At 42.8% G+C, this 20351-nt stretch carries 13 protein-coding genes; 8 read left to right on the top strand and 5 right to left on the bottom strand.

All coding sequences use genetic code 11. The annotated features are described in order from the left end of the window. Nucleotides 1-21 precede the first annotated feature (21 nt). From EHS13_RS02430 to EHS13_RS02405, 6 genes are all read left to right on the top strand, one after another. On the top strand, nt 22-1764 hold the full coding sequence (locus tag EHS13_RS02430; RefSeq protein WP_227013764.1) for a sensor histidine kinase: 1743 nt from the start codon (nt 22-24) through the stop codon (nt 1762-1764). A 2-nt stretch (nt 1765-1766) separates the two neighbouring features. Continuing rightward, nucleotides 1767-3317: a response regulator transcription factor gene (locus tag EHS13_RS02425; RefSeq protein WP_155698838.1), complete on the top strand. Its 1551-nt coding sequence runs from the start codon at nt 1767-1769 to the stop codon at nt 3315-3317. A gap of 119 nt (nt 3318-3436) precedes the next feature. Continuing rightward, nucleotides 3437-4768, top strand: coding sequence for an ABC transporter substrate-binding protein (locus EHS13_RS02420; protein WP_155698837.1), 1332 nt, complete (start codon nt 3437-3439; stop codon nt 4766-4768). 486 nt (nt 4769-5254) lie between these two features. Further along, nucleotides 5255-6157 carry a carbohydrate ABC transporter permease gene (locus EHS13_RS02415; RefSeq protein WP_155698836.1) on the top strand — a complete coding sequence of 301 codons (903 nt, stop codon included), beginning with the start codon at nt 5255-5257 and terminating at the stop codon, nt 6155-6157. 1 nt (nt 6158) lies between these two features. Further along, nucleotides 6159-7001 carry a carbohydrate ABC transporter permease gene (locus EHS13_RS02410; RefSeq protein ID WP_155698835.1) on the top strand — a complete coding sequence of 281 codons (843 nt, stop codon included), beginning with the start codon at nt 6159-6161 and terminating at the stop codon, nt 6999-7001. A gap of 22 nt (nt 7002-7023) precedes the next feature. After that, nucleotides 7024-8049, top strand: a complete 1026-nt coding sequence (locus tag EHS13_RS02405; protein ID WP_155698834.1) for a glycoside hydrolase family 88/105 protein — start codon at nt 7024-7026, stop codon at nt 8047-8049. Nucleotides 8050-8232: 183 nt separating this feature from the next. Here the strand turns inward: EHS13_RS02405 and EHS13_RS02400 are convergent, their stop codons facing one another. From EHS13_RS02400 to EHS13_RS02380, 5 genes are all read right to left on the bottom strand, one after another. Beyond that, nucleotides 8233-10782, bottom strand: coding sequence for a glycoside hydrolase family 97 N-terminal domain-containing protein (locus EHS13_RS02400; RefSeq protein ID WP_155698833.1), 2550 nt, complete (start codon nt 10780-10782; stop codon nt 8233-8235). Between the two features lie 77 nt (nt 10783-10859). Then, nucleotides 10860-12959: an alpha-galactosidase gene (locus EHS13_RS02395; protein ID WP_155698832.1), complete on the bottom strand. Its 2100-nt coding sequence runs from the start codon at nt 12957-12959 to the stop codon at nt 10860-10862. Nucleotides 12960-13057: 98 nt separating this feature from the next. Then, nucleotides 13058-14710: an extracellular solute-binding protein gene (locus EHS13_RS02390; RefSeq protein ID WP_155698831.1), complete on the bottom strand. Its 1653-nt coding sequence runs from the start codon at nt 14708-14710 to the stop codon at nt 13058-13060. Between the two features lie 97 nt (nt 14711-14807). Next, a complete protein-coding gene (locus EHS13_RS02385; RefSeq protein ID WP_227013763.1) occupies nt 14808-15749 on the bottom strand; it encodes a carbohydrate ABC transporter permease in 942 nt (313 codons plus the stop codon). A gap of 34 nt (nt 15750-15783) precedes the next feature. After that, nucleotides 15784-16752 carry an ABC transporter permease gene (locus tag EHS13_RS02380; RefSeq protein WP_155698830.1) on the bottom strand — a complete coding sequence of 323 codons (969 nt, stop codon included), beginning with the start codon at nt 16750-16752 and terminating at the stop codon, nt 15784-15786. Between the two features lie 216 nt (nt 16753-16968). On the opposite strand from EHS13_RS02380, the gene EHS13_RS02375 reads away from it, so the two are divergent. Together EHS13_RS02375 and EHS13_RS02370 are read left to right on the top strand one after the other, a co-directional pair. Beyond that, nucleotides 16969-18552, top strand: a complete 1584-nt coding sequence (locus EHS13_RS02375) for a response regulator (protein ID WP_162462925.1) — start codon at nt 16969-16971, stop codon at nt 18550-18552. Next, nucleotides 18549-20291: a sensor histidine kinase gene (locus EHS13_RS02370; protein ID WP_155698828.1), complete on the top strand. Its 1743-nt coding sequence runs from the start codon at nt 18549-18551 to the stop codon at nt 20289-20291. The genes EHS13_RS02375 and EHS13_RS02370 overlap by 4 nt, the downstream gene beginning before the upstream one ends. The last annotated feature ends 60 nt before the right edge of the window (nt 20292-20351 follow it).

Raw genomic sequence — 20351 nt, 5'->3', positions numbered from 1 at the left:
ACTCCTAAGCAGGTGATTCAATTGATTGCTATTTTCCGTAATTTACGAATTAAGCATAAGGTATTTTCACTTATCTCTTTAATTATGATCATCTGTTTTTCCATAACGTATTTCTCTGTGCAATATGCCTATTCCATTTATGATGAACAGCTTTATATCAAATCGTCGCAGGTATTGGATTTGTCCTCCAATGGGATTGAGAATGAGCTGAAGAAAATTGAGCGCCTCTCCTTTAATGTAGCTACTGACATCAATATCCAAACGGATTTAGAGGAACTAAACGAAACGGCTCTCGACTATCAGAAGCTGATTATTCGTAATGCAATAACAGACAAGCTTGTGCAATATGCCGGCTATGAAAAATATGTATACTCAATTGAGATCACGGATGCAGATGGGAATGAGTTTGCAGCTGGGCAAAGAGTAGTAGCTACCAATGAGAAAATAGCTGCTATTCGCAAAGAAGCGCAAGGTGGAGCTGGAGAAAATCGCTGGATTTATCCTGATCAAGAGAATACAACCATGGCAGCCGCTAGGCAAATTCGTTCCTATAAAACATTTGATTTCAACAATCTGGGAACGGTTGTCATTTGGGTTCGTATCGATCAGATTGTAGCCGATATCATTGCCGGATCAGAGCTTAAAAAAGGCGATATGGTTATTCGTGCAGGTGATCGCATCATTTATCCGGACAGTGGTGAATCCATTGATGTAACTGGTTTCGGCATCATCGATAGAAATGGCTACATGATTAAAAAAGTCGCGGGCAAGTCCTTTTTCTTCTCCCAATTCCATTCGACCACCTTCGAAAATTGGGTTTATTACAGCTTGGTTCCCTTCGATGCTATCTTTAATAAAATTATTCTGATGAAGCAGATTTTGCTAATTTCCTTTATTGCTAGTTTGTTGATTTTGTTAGGATTAGCTGTGAAGTTCTCTCGAAGCATTACGAAACCAATGGATGATTTAATGGCCAAAATGAAAGAATTTCCAAAAAGTGACCTCACTCAATCTAAATTTGAAATCGTGGAAGTTGAGCTGTTGCCAATGGATGAGGTCGGTCAGCTTCATCGCACATTTCGGATGATGATTCAGCAGATTAATGAATTGATTACAGAGAATTATGCCAAACAGCTGACAATTCGAGATGCGCAATTCAAAGCATTACAAGCCCAGATTAACCCACATTTTCTCTATAACACGCTTGAATCCATCAACTGGCTAGCGAAAGGCAACGGTCAGCCGCAAATATCCAAGATGGTCGAATCACTTGGCTTTTTACTGCGAAATTCAATAAGCTTGCAGGACACCTTAATCACAGTTAAAGATGAATTGGAAGTTGTCTTGAATTATATAACCATTCAAAAATTCCGGTTTGAAGAACGGCTTCAGTTCCATATGGAATTCCTGGAACCTATCGGGCATCATCGTATACCCAAGCTTACCCTGCAACCACTAGTCGAAAACGCTATCCATTATGCTTTGGAGCCGATGATTGAGCCTTGTACTATTACGATTCGCGCAGTTGAGGAACCAAGCCGATTGGTACTGATTGTCGAGGATAATGGACCTGGCATGACGCCAGAGCAGCTAGACCAAGTTCGTAAAGGTGAAATGCGCACCGCGAGTAAAGGCATTGGACTGAAAAATATTGAGGAACGCATCGTCATTGCATTTGGCGAGACTTATGGGATTCAAGTCGATAGCGAGCATGGCAAGGGTACTAGAATCTCTATTTATATCCCTTATTATTTAGGAGGTTAAACATGTACAAGGTATTGCTAGTCGATGATGAGCGGATTATTCTTGAGGGCATTTCCAAAGTTGTTAATTGGTCTTCCGTTGGCACTGAATTAGCGGGAACCTGCCGGAATGGGATAGAAGCTTATGAACATATTGTACAAGCCCAGCCTGATATTATTATTAGTGACATTAAGATGCCTGGTATGGATGGACTTCAGCTTGCTGCCAAGGTAGCTGCGACCTACCCCCGTATCAAGTTTATTATGCTGTCCGGCTTCGGGGAGTTTGATTATGCCCAAACCGCTATGCAATACGGGGTAAAGCATTATCTGCTTAAGCCCTGTAATGAAACCAAAATCATGGAAGCATTAACGGAGCTAGTAACCGAAATTAAGCAAACCGAAAGCGCAGAGTATTTTATCAAGAACATTAAGGATGGACTTGTGAAGGTACTGCCTCATGTTAAGGAGCAGTTTCTGAAAGAGTTTGTTACCAATAAAACCTATGGAGCCCACGATTGGGAGTACTATCGCAAGTTGTTTGAGCTTGATCTGGAGGAACGAAATATTCGGCTGATCCTCTTTAAATTGGAAGGCAGCTTTGAATTTGAGCATCTTTTTGCTGTAAAGAATATTGCTGGCGAGATTCTGCAGAATTCGATTCTCAGTACCACTGTCGGTGACCATGTGCTGATGGTGGTGGAGGATACTGAAACCACAGAGGAGCTTTACGAGCTCATTGACCGCGTCCAGCTCACCTTTTTGCAATATTATAAAATAGATTTGACGATTGCTTTAAGCGAGGCAGATGCCATTACCCAGGCCAGAAAGCTTTACAAAGAAACTCTGGAGTGCTTGAATCACCGCTTTTATCTAGGAGAGGGCAGCTTAATTACTAGATCGGATATTGGCGATGATAGCCTTGGTGAAACCCATGATTTCATTTATGATGAAGAAAATTTACTGCTGCAGATTAAAACCGGACGTTCGGAGGATGTTTGCCATGAGATGGATGCTTTTTTTGAAAGCTTAAGCTCTACTCGCTCGGATATCCCGCTTGCTAAATCCTATGTGATTCAACTCTATATGGCGATCATCCGCTTAAGTGATGCCGATACGTTCAATGCTTATCTGGAGAAACTGGTTACCTTAATGGAGATGACTACGCTTAAAACCATCCAAGTGTTTATTAAAAATGTAGCCTCCGAGATCGCACAGCAGCATTATAATCACAAGGTTCACCAGCACAGCTCGATCATTCAGAAGGTAATTGCCATTATTGAGGAGCAAGTTAGCCATCAGGAGCTCTCCCTAAATCGGGTAGCCCACGAAATGCTCTATATGAATGCGGATTATCTCGGCAAGTTATTTAAGAAGGAAACAGGTGAAAAGTTCTCTAATTACGTGATGAAATTTCGGATTAATAAAGCCATGGCCTTGCTGGAGCATAAAGAGGATGTGAAGATATTCGAGCTAGCCGAGCAGCTCGGCTTTGGTGATAACCCTCAATATTTCAGCCAGGTTTTCAAAAAGTATACCGGCTTGACTCCATCTGAATACATTAAAAAAATCTGAAACCCTGTTTTTTAAACAAACATAACGGTTTTTTGGATTAACGTTCCGACTGGAAAGCGACATAATAGGGAATGTAAGCACTACCAAAAAATAATTGTGTCAAAGGGAGGAAATACAAAATGAAGAAAATAATGACCCTTGCGCTCTCAGCGGCAATTCTACTAACAGCAGCAGGCTGCGGTACAAACGAAAAAACTCCAGCTGCGAGCACCGGTGCAACAGAGACAACGAAGGCAAGTATTGCCCCAAGTAAAGATCCTGTAAAGCTGCGCATTGCCTGGTGGGGTGGCCAATCCAGACATGATTATACGCTCAAAGTAATCGAAATGTATAAAGCCATTAACCCTAATGTAACGATTGAAGCTGAATATGCGCCTTTTGATGATTATTGGAAAAAGCTTGCTCCACAAGCAGCGGCAAATTCCTTGCCTGATATTATCCAAATGGATATTTCCTACTTAACCCAATATGGCGGCAGAAATCAATTAGCTGATTTGAAGCCTTTCATCGATAGTGGCGCGCTTAATACAACAGACATTTCTCCTAATGCCTTGTCTGGTGGAGAAGTAGGCGGAAAGCTAGTAGCCATGAACTTAGGTGTTAATGCCCTGTCTATGACAACCGATGTAGAAACGATTAAAAGCTTAGGTTTAACAGCACCTGCCAATGATTGGACTTGGGATGACTACGAAGCCCTTGCCGCTAAAGCCAAAGAAAAAGGCAAACAAATTGGCGGTTTCGCCTTTCACCATGAAGTTTTCTTCCCTTATTATTTAAGAACGCTTGACCAGAAAATGTTTAGCGCTGACGGAAGCACCCTTGGTTATACGGACGACAAGCCGTTTATCGACTATTTCAACCGTTACCAGAAATGGTATGATGCCGGCTACTTCCTATCTCTGGATAAAGAATCGCAAAAGAAAGGTGTAGCAGAAGAGGATGAAATTATTCTAGGTAACTCACTAGGATCTACCGGATGGTCAAACCAATTCTTAGCCGTAGCCAACCTATCCAAGACACCGCTTGAGCTAGTTCCCTTGCCAGGGCGTAATGGCAGCAAGGGTCTATTCTTGAAGCCAAGCATGTACTTTGCCGTATCCGAAAGCTCCAAGCAGAAGGAAGAAGCAGCCAAATTCATCAGCTTCTTCGTTAACGACATCGAAGCCAACAAATTGATTAAAGGTGACCGCGGCGTACCGGTTTCATCCAAAGTAAAAGAGGCATTAAAGCCGATTTTGAGTGCAAACGAAGTAAAAATCTTTGATTATGTGGCCTGGGCCGATAAAAACAGCAGTCCTGGAGATCCGCCAAACCCTATTGGTGCGGTAGAAATCGAGAAGCTGCTCCGCGATACAAGCGAGAAAATTCTCTACAAGAAAATCACCGTCGAGGAAGCAGCCGTTAAATTCCGCAAGGAAGCCAATGCCATTCTGGAGAAGAACAAAAAGTAATTTAGAAGATCATTAGTCGGCGGGTTCGACCAGACGCTTATTCCTCATCTGTAACGATGTTTTTTATTACTACAGAGGCAACTCTAAGGGAGCACATCCCTGAAACGATATTCTATATCGTTACAAGTCCGACTCTACAGCAAAATGAGCCACCTAGTCCGTCGTAACAATACTTTTTATCGCTACAGAAGCAAAGCTGAAAGAGACCACTTCTGAAACGATGTTTTATATCGTTACAACTTCGACTTGTGGTGAGGTAGCTAATAAGTATGCTTAAATATAGCCCCAGAGCCGTTTAAGGCTCTGGGGTTTTCGTATATAAATTCCACTGCAAACCTCTGCACACACACCCGAGTTTTGTCGGTTTTTTAAACAAATTCAACGGTTTTTTACCTTCTTATCCCTTCGAATACTTCCTATAATAAACCTATAGCAAACAAGAGGACTGAATTGTTCCCTTGTACCCTGCCTTTAGGAGTTGAAGCCATGAATAAATTTCGCAATAATGAGCATTTGGTTGGATATATATTTACGGCTCCATTTATACTGGGTTTTCTGATTTTCACCTTGTTTCCCATTGTATCTTCCCTATACTACTCGTTTACCAATTATAATCTGTTAGAAGCTCCCAGATGGATCGGATTTGATAATTATCAAGCGATATTTATGGAGGATGAGAAGATTGCCAAGTCCATTCAAGTCACACTAACCTATGTTTGTGTGAGCGTCCCCTTCCGGCTTATCTTCGCTCTAGCAGTAGCCATGCTGTTGAATAAAGCAGCAAGAGGCATCGGTGTTTATCGCTCTGCTTATTATCTGCCTTCCCTAATCGGTGGCAGTGTTGCGGTCTCCATCATGTGGCAGCAAATTTTCGGTGACAAAGGCTTAGTCAATTCCATGCTTTCTACCATAGGCGTTGAGACTTCAACCTCTTGGATCGGGAATCCAGGCACAGCTCTCTGGACGTTGATTCTCCTCTCGGTTTGGCAGTTTGGCTCTTCCATGCTAATCTTCCTTGCAGGATTGAAGAATATACCGGTTTCACTTTATGAAGCAGCCAATGTAGATGGAGCCAATGCTAGATATCGCTTTTTCAACATCACTTTGCCGCTCTTGAGCCCAATCATTTTGTTCAACCTGATTATGCAAACCATCTCTGGCTTTATGACCTTTACACCGGCTTACATCATTTCCCGAGGTGAAGGCGGCCCGCTGGATAACACATTATTATATTCGTTGTACCTGTTCCGTCGGGCTTTTTCGTTTTTCGAAATGGGCTACGCCTCAGCCATGGCTTGGGTTATGCTCCTAATTGTCGGTTTGATTACATTAGTCATATTCAAAACCTCAACCTATTGGGTCCATTACGAGTCAAAGGGGGAAAAGTAGCATGCCCGTTAACCGTCGCTTAAATAGAGTCCTCTACCACTTGATTATCAGTGCAATCGGTTTAGTGATGATCTACCCGATTCTTTGGCTCGTCGCCAGCTCCTTAAAGCCCAATGGCGAAATCTTCTCGCATGCCTACAGCTTAATTCCCAGCCGCCTCGAATTCTCCAATTACAGCTCGGGCTGGAAAGGCTTTGGCGGGAATACTTTTGGCACCTTTTTCATGAACTCGTTTTTTATAGTGATTCTTTCCACGATTGGAGCTGTGGTCTCCTCTGCCTTAGTGGCGTATGGCTTTGCAAGAATTAATTTTTTCGGAAAAAGCTTGTGGTTCACCTGCGTGATGTTGACCATGATGCTGCCTCATGATGTGATTATAGTTCCTCAATATGTGATGTTCGCCAAGCTAGGCTGGTTGAATTCTTTTAAGCCGGTTATTGTGCCTTTTTTCTTTGGGGTCCCGTTTTTTATCTTCTTGATTATGCAATTTATCCGCACCCTGCCTCCCGAGCTAGATGAAGCCGCTAAGATTGATGGGTGCAGTAAATATAGTATTTTTTACCGTATCATTGTGCCTTTGATTATTCCCGCACTGATTACGTCCTCGATTTTCTCTTTTTACTGGAGATGGGATGATTTTATCAATCCGTTATTGTATTTGAACCAACCTAGCCAGTACCCGGTTTCACTCGCGTTAAAGCTCTTCCTTGATGGAGAGTCGATCAATAACTGGGGCGGTATGTTCGCTATGGCGACCTTGTCCCTGCTGCCGATTGTAGTCGTATTCTTTATTTTCCAAAAATATATTGTCGAGGGCATAAGCACAAGCGGACTAAAAGGTTAAAGAAATGAGAGGAGAATTTAACATGCCAGCATTAAATTATAACGAGCAAGAAATTAGAGAGACCATTGACCGCGTTGTACACCGCACCTTCCAGATGGATTTTAATTGGGATTGGCCTGGCGGCGTGGCCTTTTATGGGGTTACAGAAGCCTATGAAGCCACAGGAAATGCCGAATATATTGAGCTTCTGAAAAAATGGGTCGATGAGCAGCTTGAGGATGGACTGCCGAAGCTCTCGGTCAATGCCGTATCTATCGGCCATTCACTGCTTACACTCTATAAAGTAACTCAAGAGCCGCAATATATTGAAATCGCCGAACAGATGGCTGACTTCCTTAAGATGGAAGCTCCGCGTTTTGCTGACGGGATCTTCCAGCACACAGTGAACTCGGAGGATTATAATTTTCCAGAGCAGGCATGGGTCGATACGATGTTTATGGCTGGCTATTTTCTGGTGCGGATTGGCGTCATTCTGGGAAGGGAAGATTATCTCGAGGACGGAATCAAACAATATCACGGTCATGAGAACTTCCTTCAGGACCCGACAAGCCAGCTTTATTATCATGGCTGGGATCATACCGTGCAGAGTCATATGTCAGGCATATTCTGGGCGCGCGGAAATTCATGGGCAGCGATTACAATGGCGAGAGCCTTAAAGAATATTCATGTCACTCACCCCTCCTTCATGATAATAGAAGGCTCCTTGCGGGATCAGCTTGCCGCGCTTGTGCGTTTGCAGGATGAATCCGGTTTATGGCACACCATTTTAACCGATCCAACCTCCTATCTCGAGACTTCAGGCTCAGCAGGTATTGCTGCAGCCCTGCTCTCAAGTGGTAAAATGTATAACAAATACATCAATAAAAGCATCCAAGGCATTCTCGGACAAATTGGCGAGGACGGCTCGGTGCATGGCGTATCTGCAGGTACAGCCGTCATGCGTGATAGCGTAGGCTATAAGGGCGTCTCTTATAAAAGAATTCAAGGCTGGGGCCAAGGGCTTGCTTTAACCTTCTTAGCCTCACTTCTTACTCGAAAACAATGGTAAGGCCAGCTACGCTTACCAAATAACAAATCAGAAACAAAGCATCCTTGGGCGGCTTTCGATCCCCCAAGAATGCTTTGTTTTGTGCAACATTTTCAACTAATACTATTTCGCAACCGCCTTCACAAACCTTCAAAAGAGATACAAGTTGCTCTTATGTTCAGGAATCATTATGCTACGCTAAGTTCATTCATCTGCTGTAAGCGCAAAACCGTATAAATGAGCTGCCCGACCTTGATCATTGTATAGACGCATTGTATTCTTACCCGCTTGCATCCAGATGCGGATTTCACGTTGATCTTTAATATCCCAAGTAGGGAAACCCCAGCCTGCTGTGTTGTGCAAATTTGTTCTGTACGTATTGGCTCCGTTCACTTCTACACTGAGGTCTCTGCTTTCCCCTGTACAGTAGTCAAAGCGCAACAAATAATATCCATCCTTCGGCAGCATAATAGGGTCAAACTTAAGCTCGCCTCCATTACCAAGACCTGTAGCCTTTTCTCCACCTGATGCATCCAAAACAAATTCTGCACCACCACATAGGCTGCCTCTTCCAACAGGAATATACGATTCTTTCTGTGGTTTGTTATCAATAATATGGATTTTTTCCAACGCGGGCACAGAGCCTGCAATACGTTCGATGATCAAAGTGCTCTCGCCGCTTGAAAAAGGAAATACCACGTCTTTCGTCATAAATATCTTATCGGATCCACTTTGCGGAATTTCCTTTTCCACTTCGTTGATTCCGTCGCTAATGCGCACCTTCCAAGGCTCTTTTGCTGCGTAGAACAACCTTATCGTTTGAGGCGTGTCCGTTGTTTTCACTAAAAACACAATACTGCCATTCAGCAATACGGCTTCCTGTTCATTTTCATACACGACAGGCTCGCTCCCTTGCCGCGTTTGTGCCGCTTGCGCCAAATATTCCGATCTTTCATCACTCATATAGCCAGAAGCAATCCCTTTTGGCAATGACAAAATCTCTTTGGCGATATAAATGCCGGCGCCGCCGCTTTTCTTAAGCGGTAGTTCGATCACATCCCTGCTAGTCACTTTGCAGCGTCTTACTTTCATCATTTCGCCACTGGAGTCATCCTCGTAAATATCAGCCTCAAACTCGCCTTCGGGCAGAAAATCCAGTTTCAGACGCAAAATCATAGCTTCGTTCGTGATGCAGCCAATCAACCAATCTTCTTTGGAGCGGCGTAAAATGGCTGCATGATGGCCTGGAAATCCAGACAGCACCTTTACCTCATCGTAAACGGGCTTCATGCGGCGTAAAAAATCTGTCCCTCTCCACGCTTCCAAATAATAAATGGAAGCTGCGATGTGCGCAGCGCCTGATTCAAATACGACTGAAAGCGCCATTTGATGCGCTAACGTTGTATTGCGGTTTTTGTTCGAAAAACCGGTCGGCGTATAATCCATCGGACCGACCACATTGCGCGTAAACGGAACCGTACAATTGTGTTGGGCGTCCGGCAAGCCGCTCCACATATAATGTTCGATTCCCAAAATCCCTTCTGCCGTCATAAGGTTCGGCCATGTGCGTCCTTCGCCCATGCATTTGGTTGCCCCATGGAAATTAATCATCAACCGATGCTCAGTCATCATATTGGCAATCATCTCATATTGCCACATCGTGTGCTGAGAATCGTTCTGGAAGAAATCGACCTTAAGCCCGTCTACCCCGCAGCTTGCCCACAACGAAATTTTCTCCCGTGCTGTTTCAGGAGTATTAATATACTGCATTGCGCTCCACAGCCAGACGACAATCCCTTTCGAATGTGCATAATCGCACAACTCTTTCAGCCACGTAATATCCCAGTCCGCATCCACGGTGAGTCCTTCAAATCCGATCCCTGCCGCAAAATCCACATAACGTTTTTGCTCTGTGTATAGCTGTGCACTATTCATATACTCCCACCAACCCCATAAACAACGCCCCGGCTTGATCCAGCTTGTATCTTCCATCGTGGAAGGCGGATTCAAGTTATAGTTTATGGTTGTATTAACCAATTCGTTTAAATCGTCTGTCACCGCAATGACGCGCCAAGGTGAGGAAAACGGCAGTTTGCAGGAAAGCGGCGCGCCTATTTCTTCCGGAGCGAATTCCAAAGACATGCTTTGATTTCCGGCTCCGCGCAAATGGCAAGAGCAATAGCTGCCGTCCGTGTTATATACCTCTGCTTCCGTAATCATGACCCAACCGCCATTGTCGGCGTGGAACAAGCTTGGCATTCCGTAATCTCTGCCTTCTTTGTCTTCCCATCCGGAACGATCATAGGTAGCTTCATAGCTGCTTGTCAAGTGCTGCAACCACAAATCATTATAGGCCTCCGCCAAAGTGAAGTTTGTTGCTTCACGGATTACTTTCATGGGTTTTTCTACATCGGACAGTACTTGATAGCGGAAAGCAGCACCATCATCATAAGCGCGCGCGCAAAGTACAAACGTATACGCTCCGCACTCAAACTCTAACGTCATCTCATTCGCATGATTCCCATAAACTGCTTTTTTACCTGCTGGTATCGAATATGTCTCGTCAACAACAGCACGTGATTCCCTTATAAAACGAAAGGCCTTTGTGAAATTTTCCAAATCACTTTCAAAACCAAGCTTACTTTGCTCGATTACCGCTTTGCCATTGCGCTCAACAGCGTACCCTAACTCCCCCTCGGAATTTTTACTAACCGTAATACTAACATCATTATTAGGCGAATACAGTTCCCACATAGTTCCAATCTCCTGTCCATTCGTATTTTTCTAGTTTTGTAGTTTTGTAGTTTTGTAGTTTAATAATCCATTCAGCCTTAACTTTCCGGCAATAAGCGCACCATGCAGCTTGCATAATCATGATTCAGTGTAATAGTTAGACCACTGTTCATCAAAAACGCTCCAGAATATTTCTGCTGTTGCTGCCCTTCTATTTCTACCCGATAACAAGTTTTCGCATCCAACCCTCTTGGACGAATAGTAAATGCCGTGCGCCAGCGAGAGGGATGATCTAAGAATGCAAACAATACGCTTTCTTTTCCATTCTCGTACTGTACTGCCTGCAATCCGTCCATCGGTAACGAAGCCAGTCGGTGTAATTGCCCAAACTGAATAATTGAACGAATTTCTTTATAAAGCCCCACATATTTTTCCAGAAGTTCAAATTCCTCTTCCTTACACTCATTTAAATTGAGACCAATCCCAAGAGCACCACACATGGAGCAATGAAGACGGAACAACAGCGGCATGGCACGTTTTCCATTATTTCCTGAATCCGTCACCCAAGCACGCATATACTTGATTGGGTAAAGATAGCTATATCCTTCTTGAATAGACAAACGATCCAGAGGATCCGTGTTATCACTTGGCCAGAATTCTTCAAAATACTGCATCGCGCCATAATCCACACGGCCGCCACCGCTTGCACAAGCTTCCCACTCTACCTCTGGATGCAGCGCCCTCAACGATTGGATAATATGGTAAAACCCTTTCGTATGCCGGTACCAAATACTTTTAAATTCACTACGATCCAACATAGCAGAAGCAACTTCACTCAAACCCCGGTTCATATCCCATTTGATATAGGAGATATCATTCTCCGTAAGCAACTGATCAATTTCACCAATGATATATTGTTGTACATCCTGCCTTGTAAGGTCCAGCATATACTGGTAGCGTCCTTCCATCACCGGACGACTAGCGTAATGATAAACCCAGTCAGAATGAGCGCGATACAATTCACTGTCGTGGTTTACCATCTCGGGCTCAATCCACAAACCAAATTGCATGCCGTAGCTCTTCAGCTTTTCGGTCAGCGGTGCCAGTCCGTTTGGAAACTTTACTGCGTTTACCCGCCAATCTCCCAACCCAGCATGATCGTCGCTGCGCTGTCCAAACCATCCATCATCCATGACAAACAGCTCCACACCTATTTGTGCGGCCTTTTCTATAAGCTGAACCTGCGCCTGTTCATTCACATCAAAATATGTGGCCTCCCAGGAGTTATATAAAACGGAAAGAGGCTTAGCTGCCATAGGCTTTGGCATTACATATCGTCTGGAGAACTCGCCCATCGCATTAGACATTCTGTCAAATCCATCCGGAGAATACCCCAGATAAAGAGCCGGTGTTTCCAGAGTTGCCCCGCCTGTCAATCGCCATTCAAAGTCTGTATCGCTCATACCCGCCAAAATATTTAAATACTCATAGGGAGTTTGCTCCAATACAATTTTGAAATTTCCTGACCATGCCAGTGCACCATAATATACTTCTCCGTATGTTTCCCCCGCATTTTGATACAGAATAAAGCTCGGATTTGCTACATGACCAGTTGTGCCTCGCAGACTTTCCAACACCGTTTTTCCGCCCATTATTCTTTGCTCGTAAGCATCAAAATCAGAATTCCACATGCCGTTAAAGTTTTTCAGATTCCAACCTGCTCCAGGCAACGAACACTCTCCCGAATGCAAACGCTCCACTGAAATTACTTCGTTGCCACAGTTTTTTACTGTACGGCGCTTTTCAATGATATCCACATCTTCATACACCTTATAATGCAAGTGCATTTGAAGCGGATACACCATATCCTCCAAGAGTACTGTAAGTTCACCATTCTCGATCGTGTGCCCCACATAACGATAGCGGAAGTCCCTCACACCATCGGCATAAGTTACTTTGAAAGAAGTTTCTTTGAACCGCATGGTTCCAAAAGATGAACATTCCTCTCTCTTCACGTCATTGAGGGGATGAAAACCTTGCTCCCATACATATGGCTCGTTTTTAAAATCTTCAATCGTATCTATGCGTGCGCCCCAATAAAGATGCCGCAACAGCCCTTCCTGATCTACACTGAAGCTATACGAACAGTTTTTTGTGTTTAATAAAAAAACATTGTTTTCTCCAATAGAAATAGCCATTTTCTGTCTCCTTGAAAAATGAATTCACGCTCTACAACATACAAAGGGCAGGGTACACAATGTCTCACCCTGCCTCTACTCTTTCGGATTGCTAATGCTTAGTTGTTTTCAGAAGCATTATACAATTTCATACGATCCTTATAGTTAGCCGTGTAAATATCTTCGATTTTTACTGCTTTGTTTGCATCTAACTCAGCAATCATTTTTGCATACATACCGTCAATTTCATCCTGTGACTTTGCATACACCATAGTGGAGAAGCTATTGTCGATAATATCCTTGATTTTTTGCTCACTCAATGCGTCAGGTGTGCCTCCCTTTGGACCGAGATCATCATAAAGCGCGGTATCCCAAGTGGAACCTGCCATTGATTTCAGTGCATGTTGATCCCATTTCTCTCTTTTGTAACGGAACATTAAGTCATAAGGAGTGCCGTCTTCGCCCAATCCATTACGAATCATCCATGTCCATTTGCGCGCGCCTGTTTCTTTCGAGAATTTCGCCCAATCAGCACTGATTGCATCCAATGCTTCTTGTGTCGGTTTATGAACACCGTTCTCCATATTCCAGTTCATGCCTTCTTTACCCCACATCAGCAAATATTGGCCTTCTTCACTCGCTAGGAAGTCCAAAAATTTGATCGTTTCTACCGGATGCTTATTCGCTGTTGTAATACCAACTCCGTCCCAGCCCAAAGAACTACGCGGCCCATAAGTTGTTTTATCTGGATCAACGCCTGGGGCCGTCACTTTAAATCCGTAGAATATTTTATTTGTATCCGCGCCGTATTGAGTGCGAAATGCAACGTTGGCAGCACCCACGATACCGCCCGCCGTTGCAAACACACGTCCGCTGGCCGTTTTCTGCTCATAATTTTGAACTTTATTGATTCCCCATTCACGGTCAAGCAAGCCTTCTGAATAAAGTTTATTGATGTATTTGATCATTTCCAAGTAATGCGGATCTCTTACATCAAATTCAAGACGGCCATCATGCTCATAATAAGTTTTCATCCCATACATCGCCTTGAATGAGCCAATTATGGTAGGCATGTGATCTGCGTTCACTGTCATCGGTATGGAAGGTTTTCCGTCTACCTCAGGATATTTCTCCTTAAATTTCTTCAGCAAGTCCAAAAATTCATCCTGTGTAAAGGAATCTCCGGCCAATGCGCGCTCGGCATATCCGAACTCTTCCAGGACATCCATACGCATATTGATTGCCCAGTTTGGATCCGGATCCAATCCGTACCAGTTGTTCAAATAATAATTCTTACCATCCTCGTACACACTTTTGGATAGCACGTCACCATAACGCTTCATGATATTCGGAGCGTGCTCCTTAATCAAATCATTCAGCGGAATCAAAGCTCCACCGGCAATGTATTTGTTCAAGGTTGCTTCACGTCTGTCAATTAGAGCAATATCAGGCAAATCTCCGCTGACTAACATCAAATTCAGTTTCTCATCCGGATTACCGGTAGGTTGCTGAACCTCAATAGAAACACCTGTACGCTCTGTAATTTCTAGTGCAACAGGGTTAGTAAACGGATCACCCACATTTTTGTCAAACAAAGTTAATGTAATAGGCTTCTTCGTTGGACTGTTTACTTCTTCCACTTTGGGCGTCGTTGTACTGTTTACTTCTTCCACTTTGGATACGGTTTCAGCCACATTTTTGTTTCCGGCACTACATGCGCTCCAAAGCATAGTGCATGCAAGTACCGCTACCATAACGATTCTTTTTCTCATTCTGATACCCTCCTATGAATTTTATATTTCAACCATATTCCGAACTGGATATCAGATACGGGATAGGGGCGAAAACACGATCTTTGATTGGTAGCGCTTAGCCTTTTACTGCCCCAATAAGCATTCCTTTTAGGAAGTACTTTTGCAGTAATGGATACATAAGGATGATCGGAAGTGTAGCTACCATAGTAACTGCCATACGGATACTCTCACTGGATACCGGCATCTTACGCTGTTCATTGGCAAGCTGCTCTGACGCACTTAACATGTCATTGGTCTGGAACTGATTCAGAATTTTCACCAAAACAGCAGACAATGTTTTCAAATCAGGATTATAGGTGTAAATGTAAGAATCATACCAAGCATTCCAATGACCAATGGCTGAAAACAAGGTAATCGTAGCCAGTACCGGAGTACACACAGGTATAATTATTTTCAGAAAAATCTGAATGTCATTTGCACCTTCTATTTGTGCCGCTTCCTCCATTTCTTTTGGCAAACCCTCCATGAAGGTGCGAACCAATATCATCCAAAATATACTCATAATCCCGGGGAAGATAAAAACCCAGAAACTGTCGATCAGATTCAAGCTGCGCACTACCATGTAAGTGGGAATCAATCCACCGCTGAAATACATCGTAAATACAAAAAACAAATTAATTCCACGCCAGCCTACAAGTTCTCTTTTACTTAGTGCATAAGCCAGCATTGAAACGCAAGCCAGCGTAAGAGGTACTCCTATCACCGTTCGACCAACCGTCACTACGATGGAATTCAGAATTTCTGCATCACTCAAAACGGTTTTGTAACTGGCCAGGCTGAAATCGCTTGGCCACAGCATAAATTGCCCATAAGTTGGGTCAGACGCATCATTCAGGGACAAAATGAAAATATGCCAGAACGGAAAAAATGTAACGATGAACAATAACAATAAAAATCCGTAAACGATTATATTTCCCGTAATTGTTGCCAGCGTATAGCGCTGTGGCCACTTGCTTCTAGCGCCTGTCTTGTTATACCGTGCAACTTCATTATCCATTTTCTTATTCCTCCCCCAGCCGTATGCACAACTTTTAGAACAGATGAGTTTGGCCCATTTTTTTAGATATATTGTTTACAGTAATCACCAGAATAAACGCTATTACTGATTTGAACATACTTACAGCAGCTGCATATGAGAACATGCCATTCTGAATGCCATAACGGAACGCATAGGTATCAATTACATCAGAATATGATCTATTCAGTGAATTACCCAGTAAAAAATATTGATCAAACCCGGTATTCATCAAGTTGCCGATGTTCAAAATCAACAGAATAATAATCGTAGGCCGCAGCATCGGCAGTAAAACGTGCCAGATTTGCTTCAACCGATTGGCGCCGTCCACTTTCGCAGCTTCAAATAACTCCGTTGGAATTGCAGCAATGGCAGCCAGATACATGATGGAATTGTAACCCATATCTTTCCAAGCATTCGAAAGGGCTATAATGATCCAGAACATCTTGCCTGCCTGCATAAACAAAACACCTTGTTCTACAACTCCGATTTTCATCAGCAGCTGATTTACAGGTCCTTCAGCGGATAACAATGTAATAACAATACTTGAAGCAACAACCCATGAAATAAAAAATGGTAAATAGGAGGCTGTTTGTACCGTCCGTTTAAACCAGTTTAATCTTACTTCATTCAGCGTTATTGCAATAAAAATAGGAAGAATAAACCCTATCGACAGTGTTAACACACTCGAAACCAAGGTATTGCGCATCACTCGCAAAAAATCTTGTCCTGAAAAGAAGTGTTCAAACCACTGAAATCCCACAAAATCCGCTTTAAAAAGAGAGCCCCAGAAATTTCCTAAAGTAGGCTGATAATTTACAAATGCCATGTACAAACCAACCATAGGAGCGTAAGCAAACAATGCTGCCCATACAACTCCCGGAATTAGAAGCAAATAAAAATATCGCTGTCGAACCATTTTTTTAATTGTAGGATTTTTAAGAAACGGCGTTTTCTCGTTGCTTCTATCCACCCCATATTCCATTCTCCCGCCTCCTCATGTCCAATTTAAGATTGCTAATTCATCATATAGAATCTTGTATTGTATGGCTATATCACGATTTTCCGATTTCTATCATAAAAAAACGAACTTTCACAATATCAAGTGTTTTGATTGAAAAATAGGGGTTAATGCTATACTCTATTCTAAGTAAGGGTACCATCTATAACGACTATATCTAACGATATGCGTGGAGGATCTATGTACAATATTATTTTAGTCGATGACGAACGGCTCACTTTAGATAATCTTGCCAATTATATAGATTGGGAACAAATGTCCTGCCGTGTCATTGCCACTGCCAGCAACGGACGAGATGCATTGACAAAAATAGAATCCCTACAACCGGATATTCTCATTACCGACGTTAAAATGCCTTTCATGGACGGCATTGAACTCTGTAAACAAGTTCATACTCGCTTCCCTAAAATTCAAATTGTTTTTCTAAGTGGATACAATGAATTTGATTATGCTTGTGCCGCACTGCAACATGGTGCCTGCGGCTATTTGCTGAAGCCAATTGACCACGAAGAACTGGCTACTACTATGAGGACGGTTCGTCAACGTTGTGAAGAGCAGAAAAACCTACTCAATTCCACCTTATTAACGTCGGGAGAATACCTGCGAGAACTTCTTCAAATCGGGGGTAATCTGCTCTCCGGCTTAGCGGACGAAGTTACTACTGTATACAACCACCATTTGCATCTTCCTGCGGATAACAAAACATTCTACTTTGTATTTATCAGTATAGACGAATATACTCTGTTGACAGAGAATCCGCTTACATTCGACGCGCCTTCCGGTGATTTTTCCACTGTGGAAAGATTAGAATTTTTCATCGTCGGATTGCCCAGTTTTTTCCCCGGTGTACTGACCAAACTGCGCGATGGCCAATGGATTTTCGTCACAAAGGAATCAGACAGCAAAGTGTTTACGCATTGGCGGAATCAGTCTGCGAATGCGCAACGTTGGATATCTCTATCCCTGACAGACAACCCACAGTCACTGCTCATCTTTACAAAACAATGGCCAAAGATGCTGCAAATGCGCAATCAACTGGTTGCTATTCACGGTACAGGACTTATCAACGACAACTGGGATAATATGCAAGTCGTATGGCGCAAGGAACCATTTCCCAAAACAGAACACTTGATTGCCGCCGTACAACAAAACCGCAGAGACCAAGTTGAAGAATGGCTCCATGACTTTTACGATGGTGGTCTGCCACCCGGAAATATCAGTCAAGCTTTTGTAGACAGCGTTTCAGTTTTTGATGCGGTGCTGTCTGCAGTTGCGGCTAATAACCGTCATTTGCAAGACATAATTGAAAAAGATTCCCGATTTTTCGGGCGCCTTTCCCTGATGGAAAGCATGCAATCTATGAAGACACACATGCGGCAAATACTGAGCACTATGATGGACGAGTTGGAAGCATCTCCTGTCGATCGACATATCGAGATTGTCAACGAAGTATGCAATATCATACAAAAAAATTATGGACAGGTTATTACGATTGATATGCTGACTGAACTCATCTTTCTTTCACCCAACTATCTCCGAACTATATTCAAAGATGTAACCGGAAAAACATTAATGGAATATGTGACTCAGATCCGCATGGATAATGCTGGCCTCATGCTGCAGGAAACAAATATTAGAATTCATGAGATTGCCAAACGAGTCGGCTATGAAAGCCCCTCCTATTTCGGCGCTGTCTTTTTCAAACGCACTGGGCTCACCCCTAACCAATACCGTACACACGCGAAAAAGGGATCACGAGCATGAAGACATTGAAAAGGCTTTTCAACAATTCGTCTTTGCTGCAGAAATTGCTGCTCATGTTTCTTACCGTAACGATCACCCCTCTTATATTTATTACGGTTTTCTTCTATGATCGCACGGAGCAACGGTTGTTGGAATTGACTTATGAAAATATGTATAGCAGCAACCAACAAATCAGCAGCAATGTAAATGCTCGTTTGGATACTCTTCGCCAAGTTTCATCTCTGATTTATACAGATGAAACCTTACAAGCTTATCTTACGCAAACCTACACAACCGACTATTCTATCCTCGAAGCATACCGATATATCGATGGACTCTTATACAGCTTTCTGACTGCGAACAACAACCTTGCCAGCATCAACCTTTATACAGACAATAATTCACTTCCGGAGGATGGTCTGTTTCTCAAACATATCACACTTGAAAATTTGCCGATTCAGTACCTAATTCAATTACAACAAACATACGGCAACAATATATTCAGCAACGTGATTCAAGACAAAAACGGGGAAAACGTGATATATCTTGGGCGAATTCTCAACTTTAACACACAAAGCCAATTTTACGGAATGGTGACTATCGGTCTCCATGAAGAATTACTCTACAAGTTAATTGAAAAAGAAGAGCAAAACAAAAGTGTCTACTTGCTCAATGAAAAAAATCAAATAATCTCTGCATCAGATAAATCGCTTTTAAACCTGTCATTTAGCGAAGCCATCGGCCCCGAGTTGTCAATCAATCAAGAAATCGTCACCATAAACGAACATCCCAATTTGCTGGTGTATAACACCATGAATCATGGTTGGAAAACAGTTTCTCTCACACCAATTGACGAAATAATGCGTTCATCTCGTAAAACAGCTTTGCAAATTGTTGTAATTGCGCTCTTTAGTCTTGTCTTATCCATCTTAATGATCATTGTCATTGCCAAATACCTTTCGCGCCGCCTGCGTAAATTAAACCGACAAGCAGCGCAAGTAGAGCAAGGAAATTTCACCCTCTTGCTCACTGATTCCAGCAAGGATGAAATTGGTCAATTAAGCGCAGCTTTCAACAAGATGAGCAGACGTCTCAAAGATTTGATTGATACGCTGTATGTCAAGGAAATTGCCAAGCGCGATGCGGAACTTTATGCACTGCAAAGCCAGATCAATCCACATTTTCTTTATAATACACTGTCGGGTATTTCCTCTCTGGCCATCCAAAACGATGATATTGAAGTAAGCAAAATTGTAAACCATCTCGCAAGATTCTATCAAACATCACTAAATATGGGGCATCAATATATTACGCTGGAAAAAGAAATCACCCTTACAAAACACTATCTTGCAATCCAGCATATGCGCTTTGATGATAGCTTTATTGAACGCTGGGAAGTTGACGAAAGCTTGTCAACCTATGAAACGTTAAAATTGTTATTGCAACCTTTTGTCGAAAACGCCATTAATCACGCCATATATGATGATCATAAGTGTCTGGAAATCTCCATCCGTGTTTACCAATCCATGCACGTTGGTGTTCCAGCGCTCTTACTTGAAGTAGAAGATGACGGTTGCGGAATGTCTTCAGAACAAGTAGAAGCACTGTTATCCTCAGAATCGAAAGCAGGATATGGTATCAAAAATGTTCATGAACGTGTGCAACTTGCTTACGGACAAAACTACGGTGTAACCATTCATAGTCAAGCTGGATTGGGCACAAAAATTACCATCATGCTGCCTTTGCAACAAGATGATTGAGTAAATGTGATTTTCAGGCTGGGGAGCTGGAGATTAGAGAACCTTCTAAATTAAATCTGA

It is taken from the genome of Paenibacillus psychroresistens (assembly GCF_009728935.1).
GTDB classification, from domain to species: domain Bacteria; phylum Bacillota; class Bacilli; order Paenibacillales; family NBRC-103111; genus Paenibacillus_AC; species Paenibacillus_AC psychroresistens.
The sequence above is the reverse complement of the archived record's forward strand: the minus strand, read 5'-3'. Positions and strand labels throughout refer to the sequence as shown.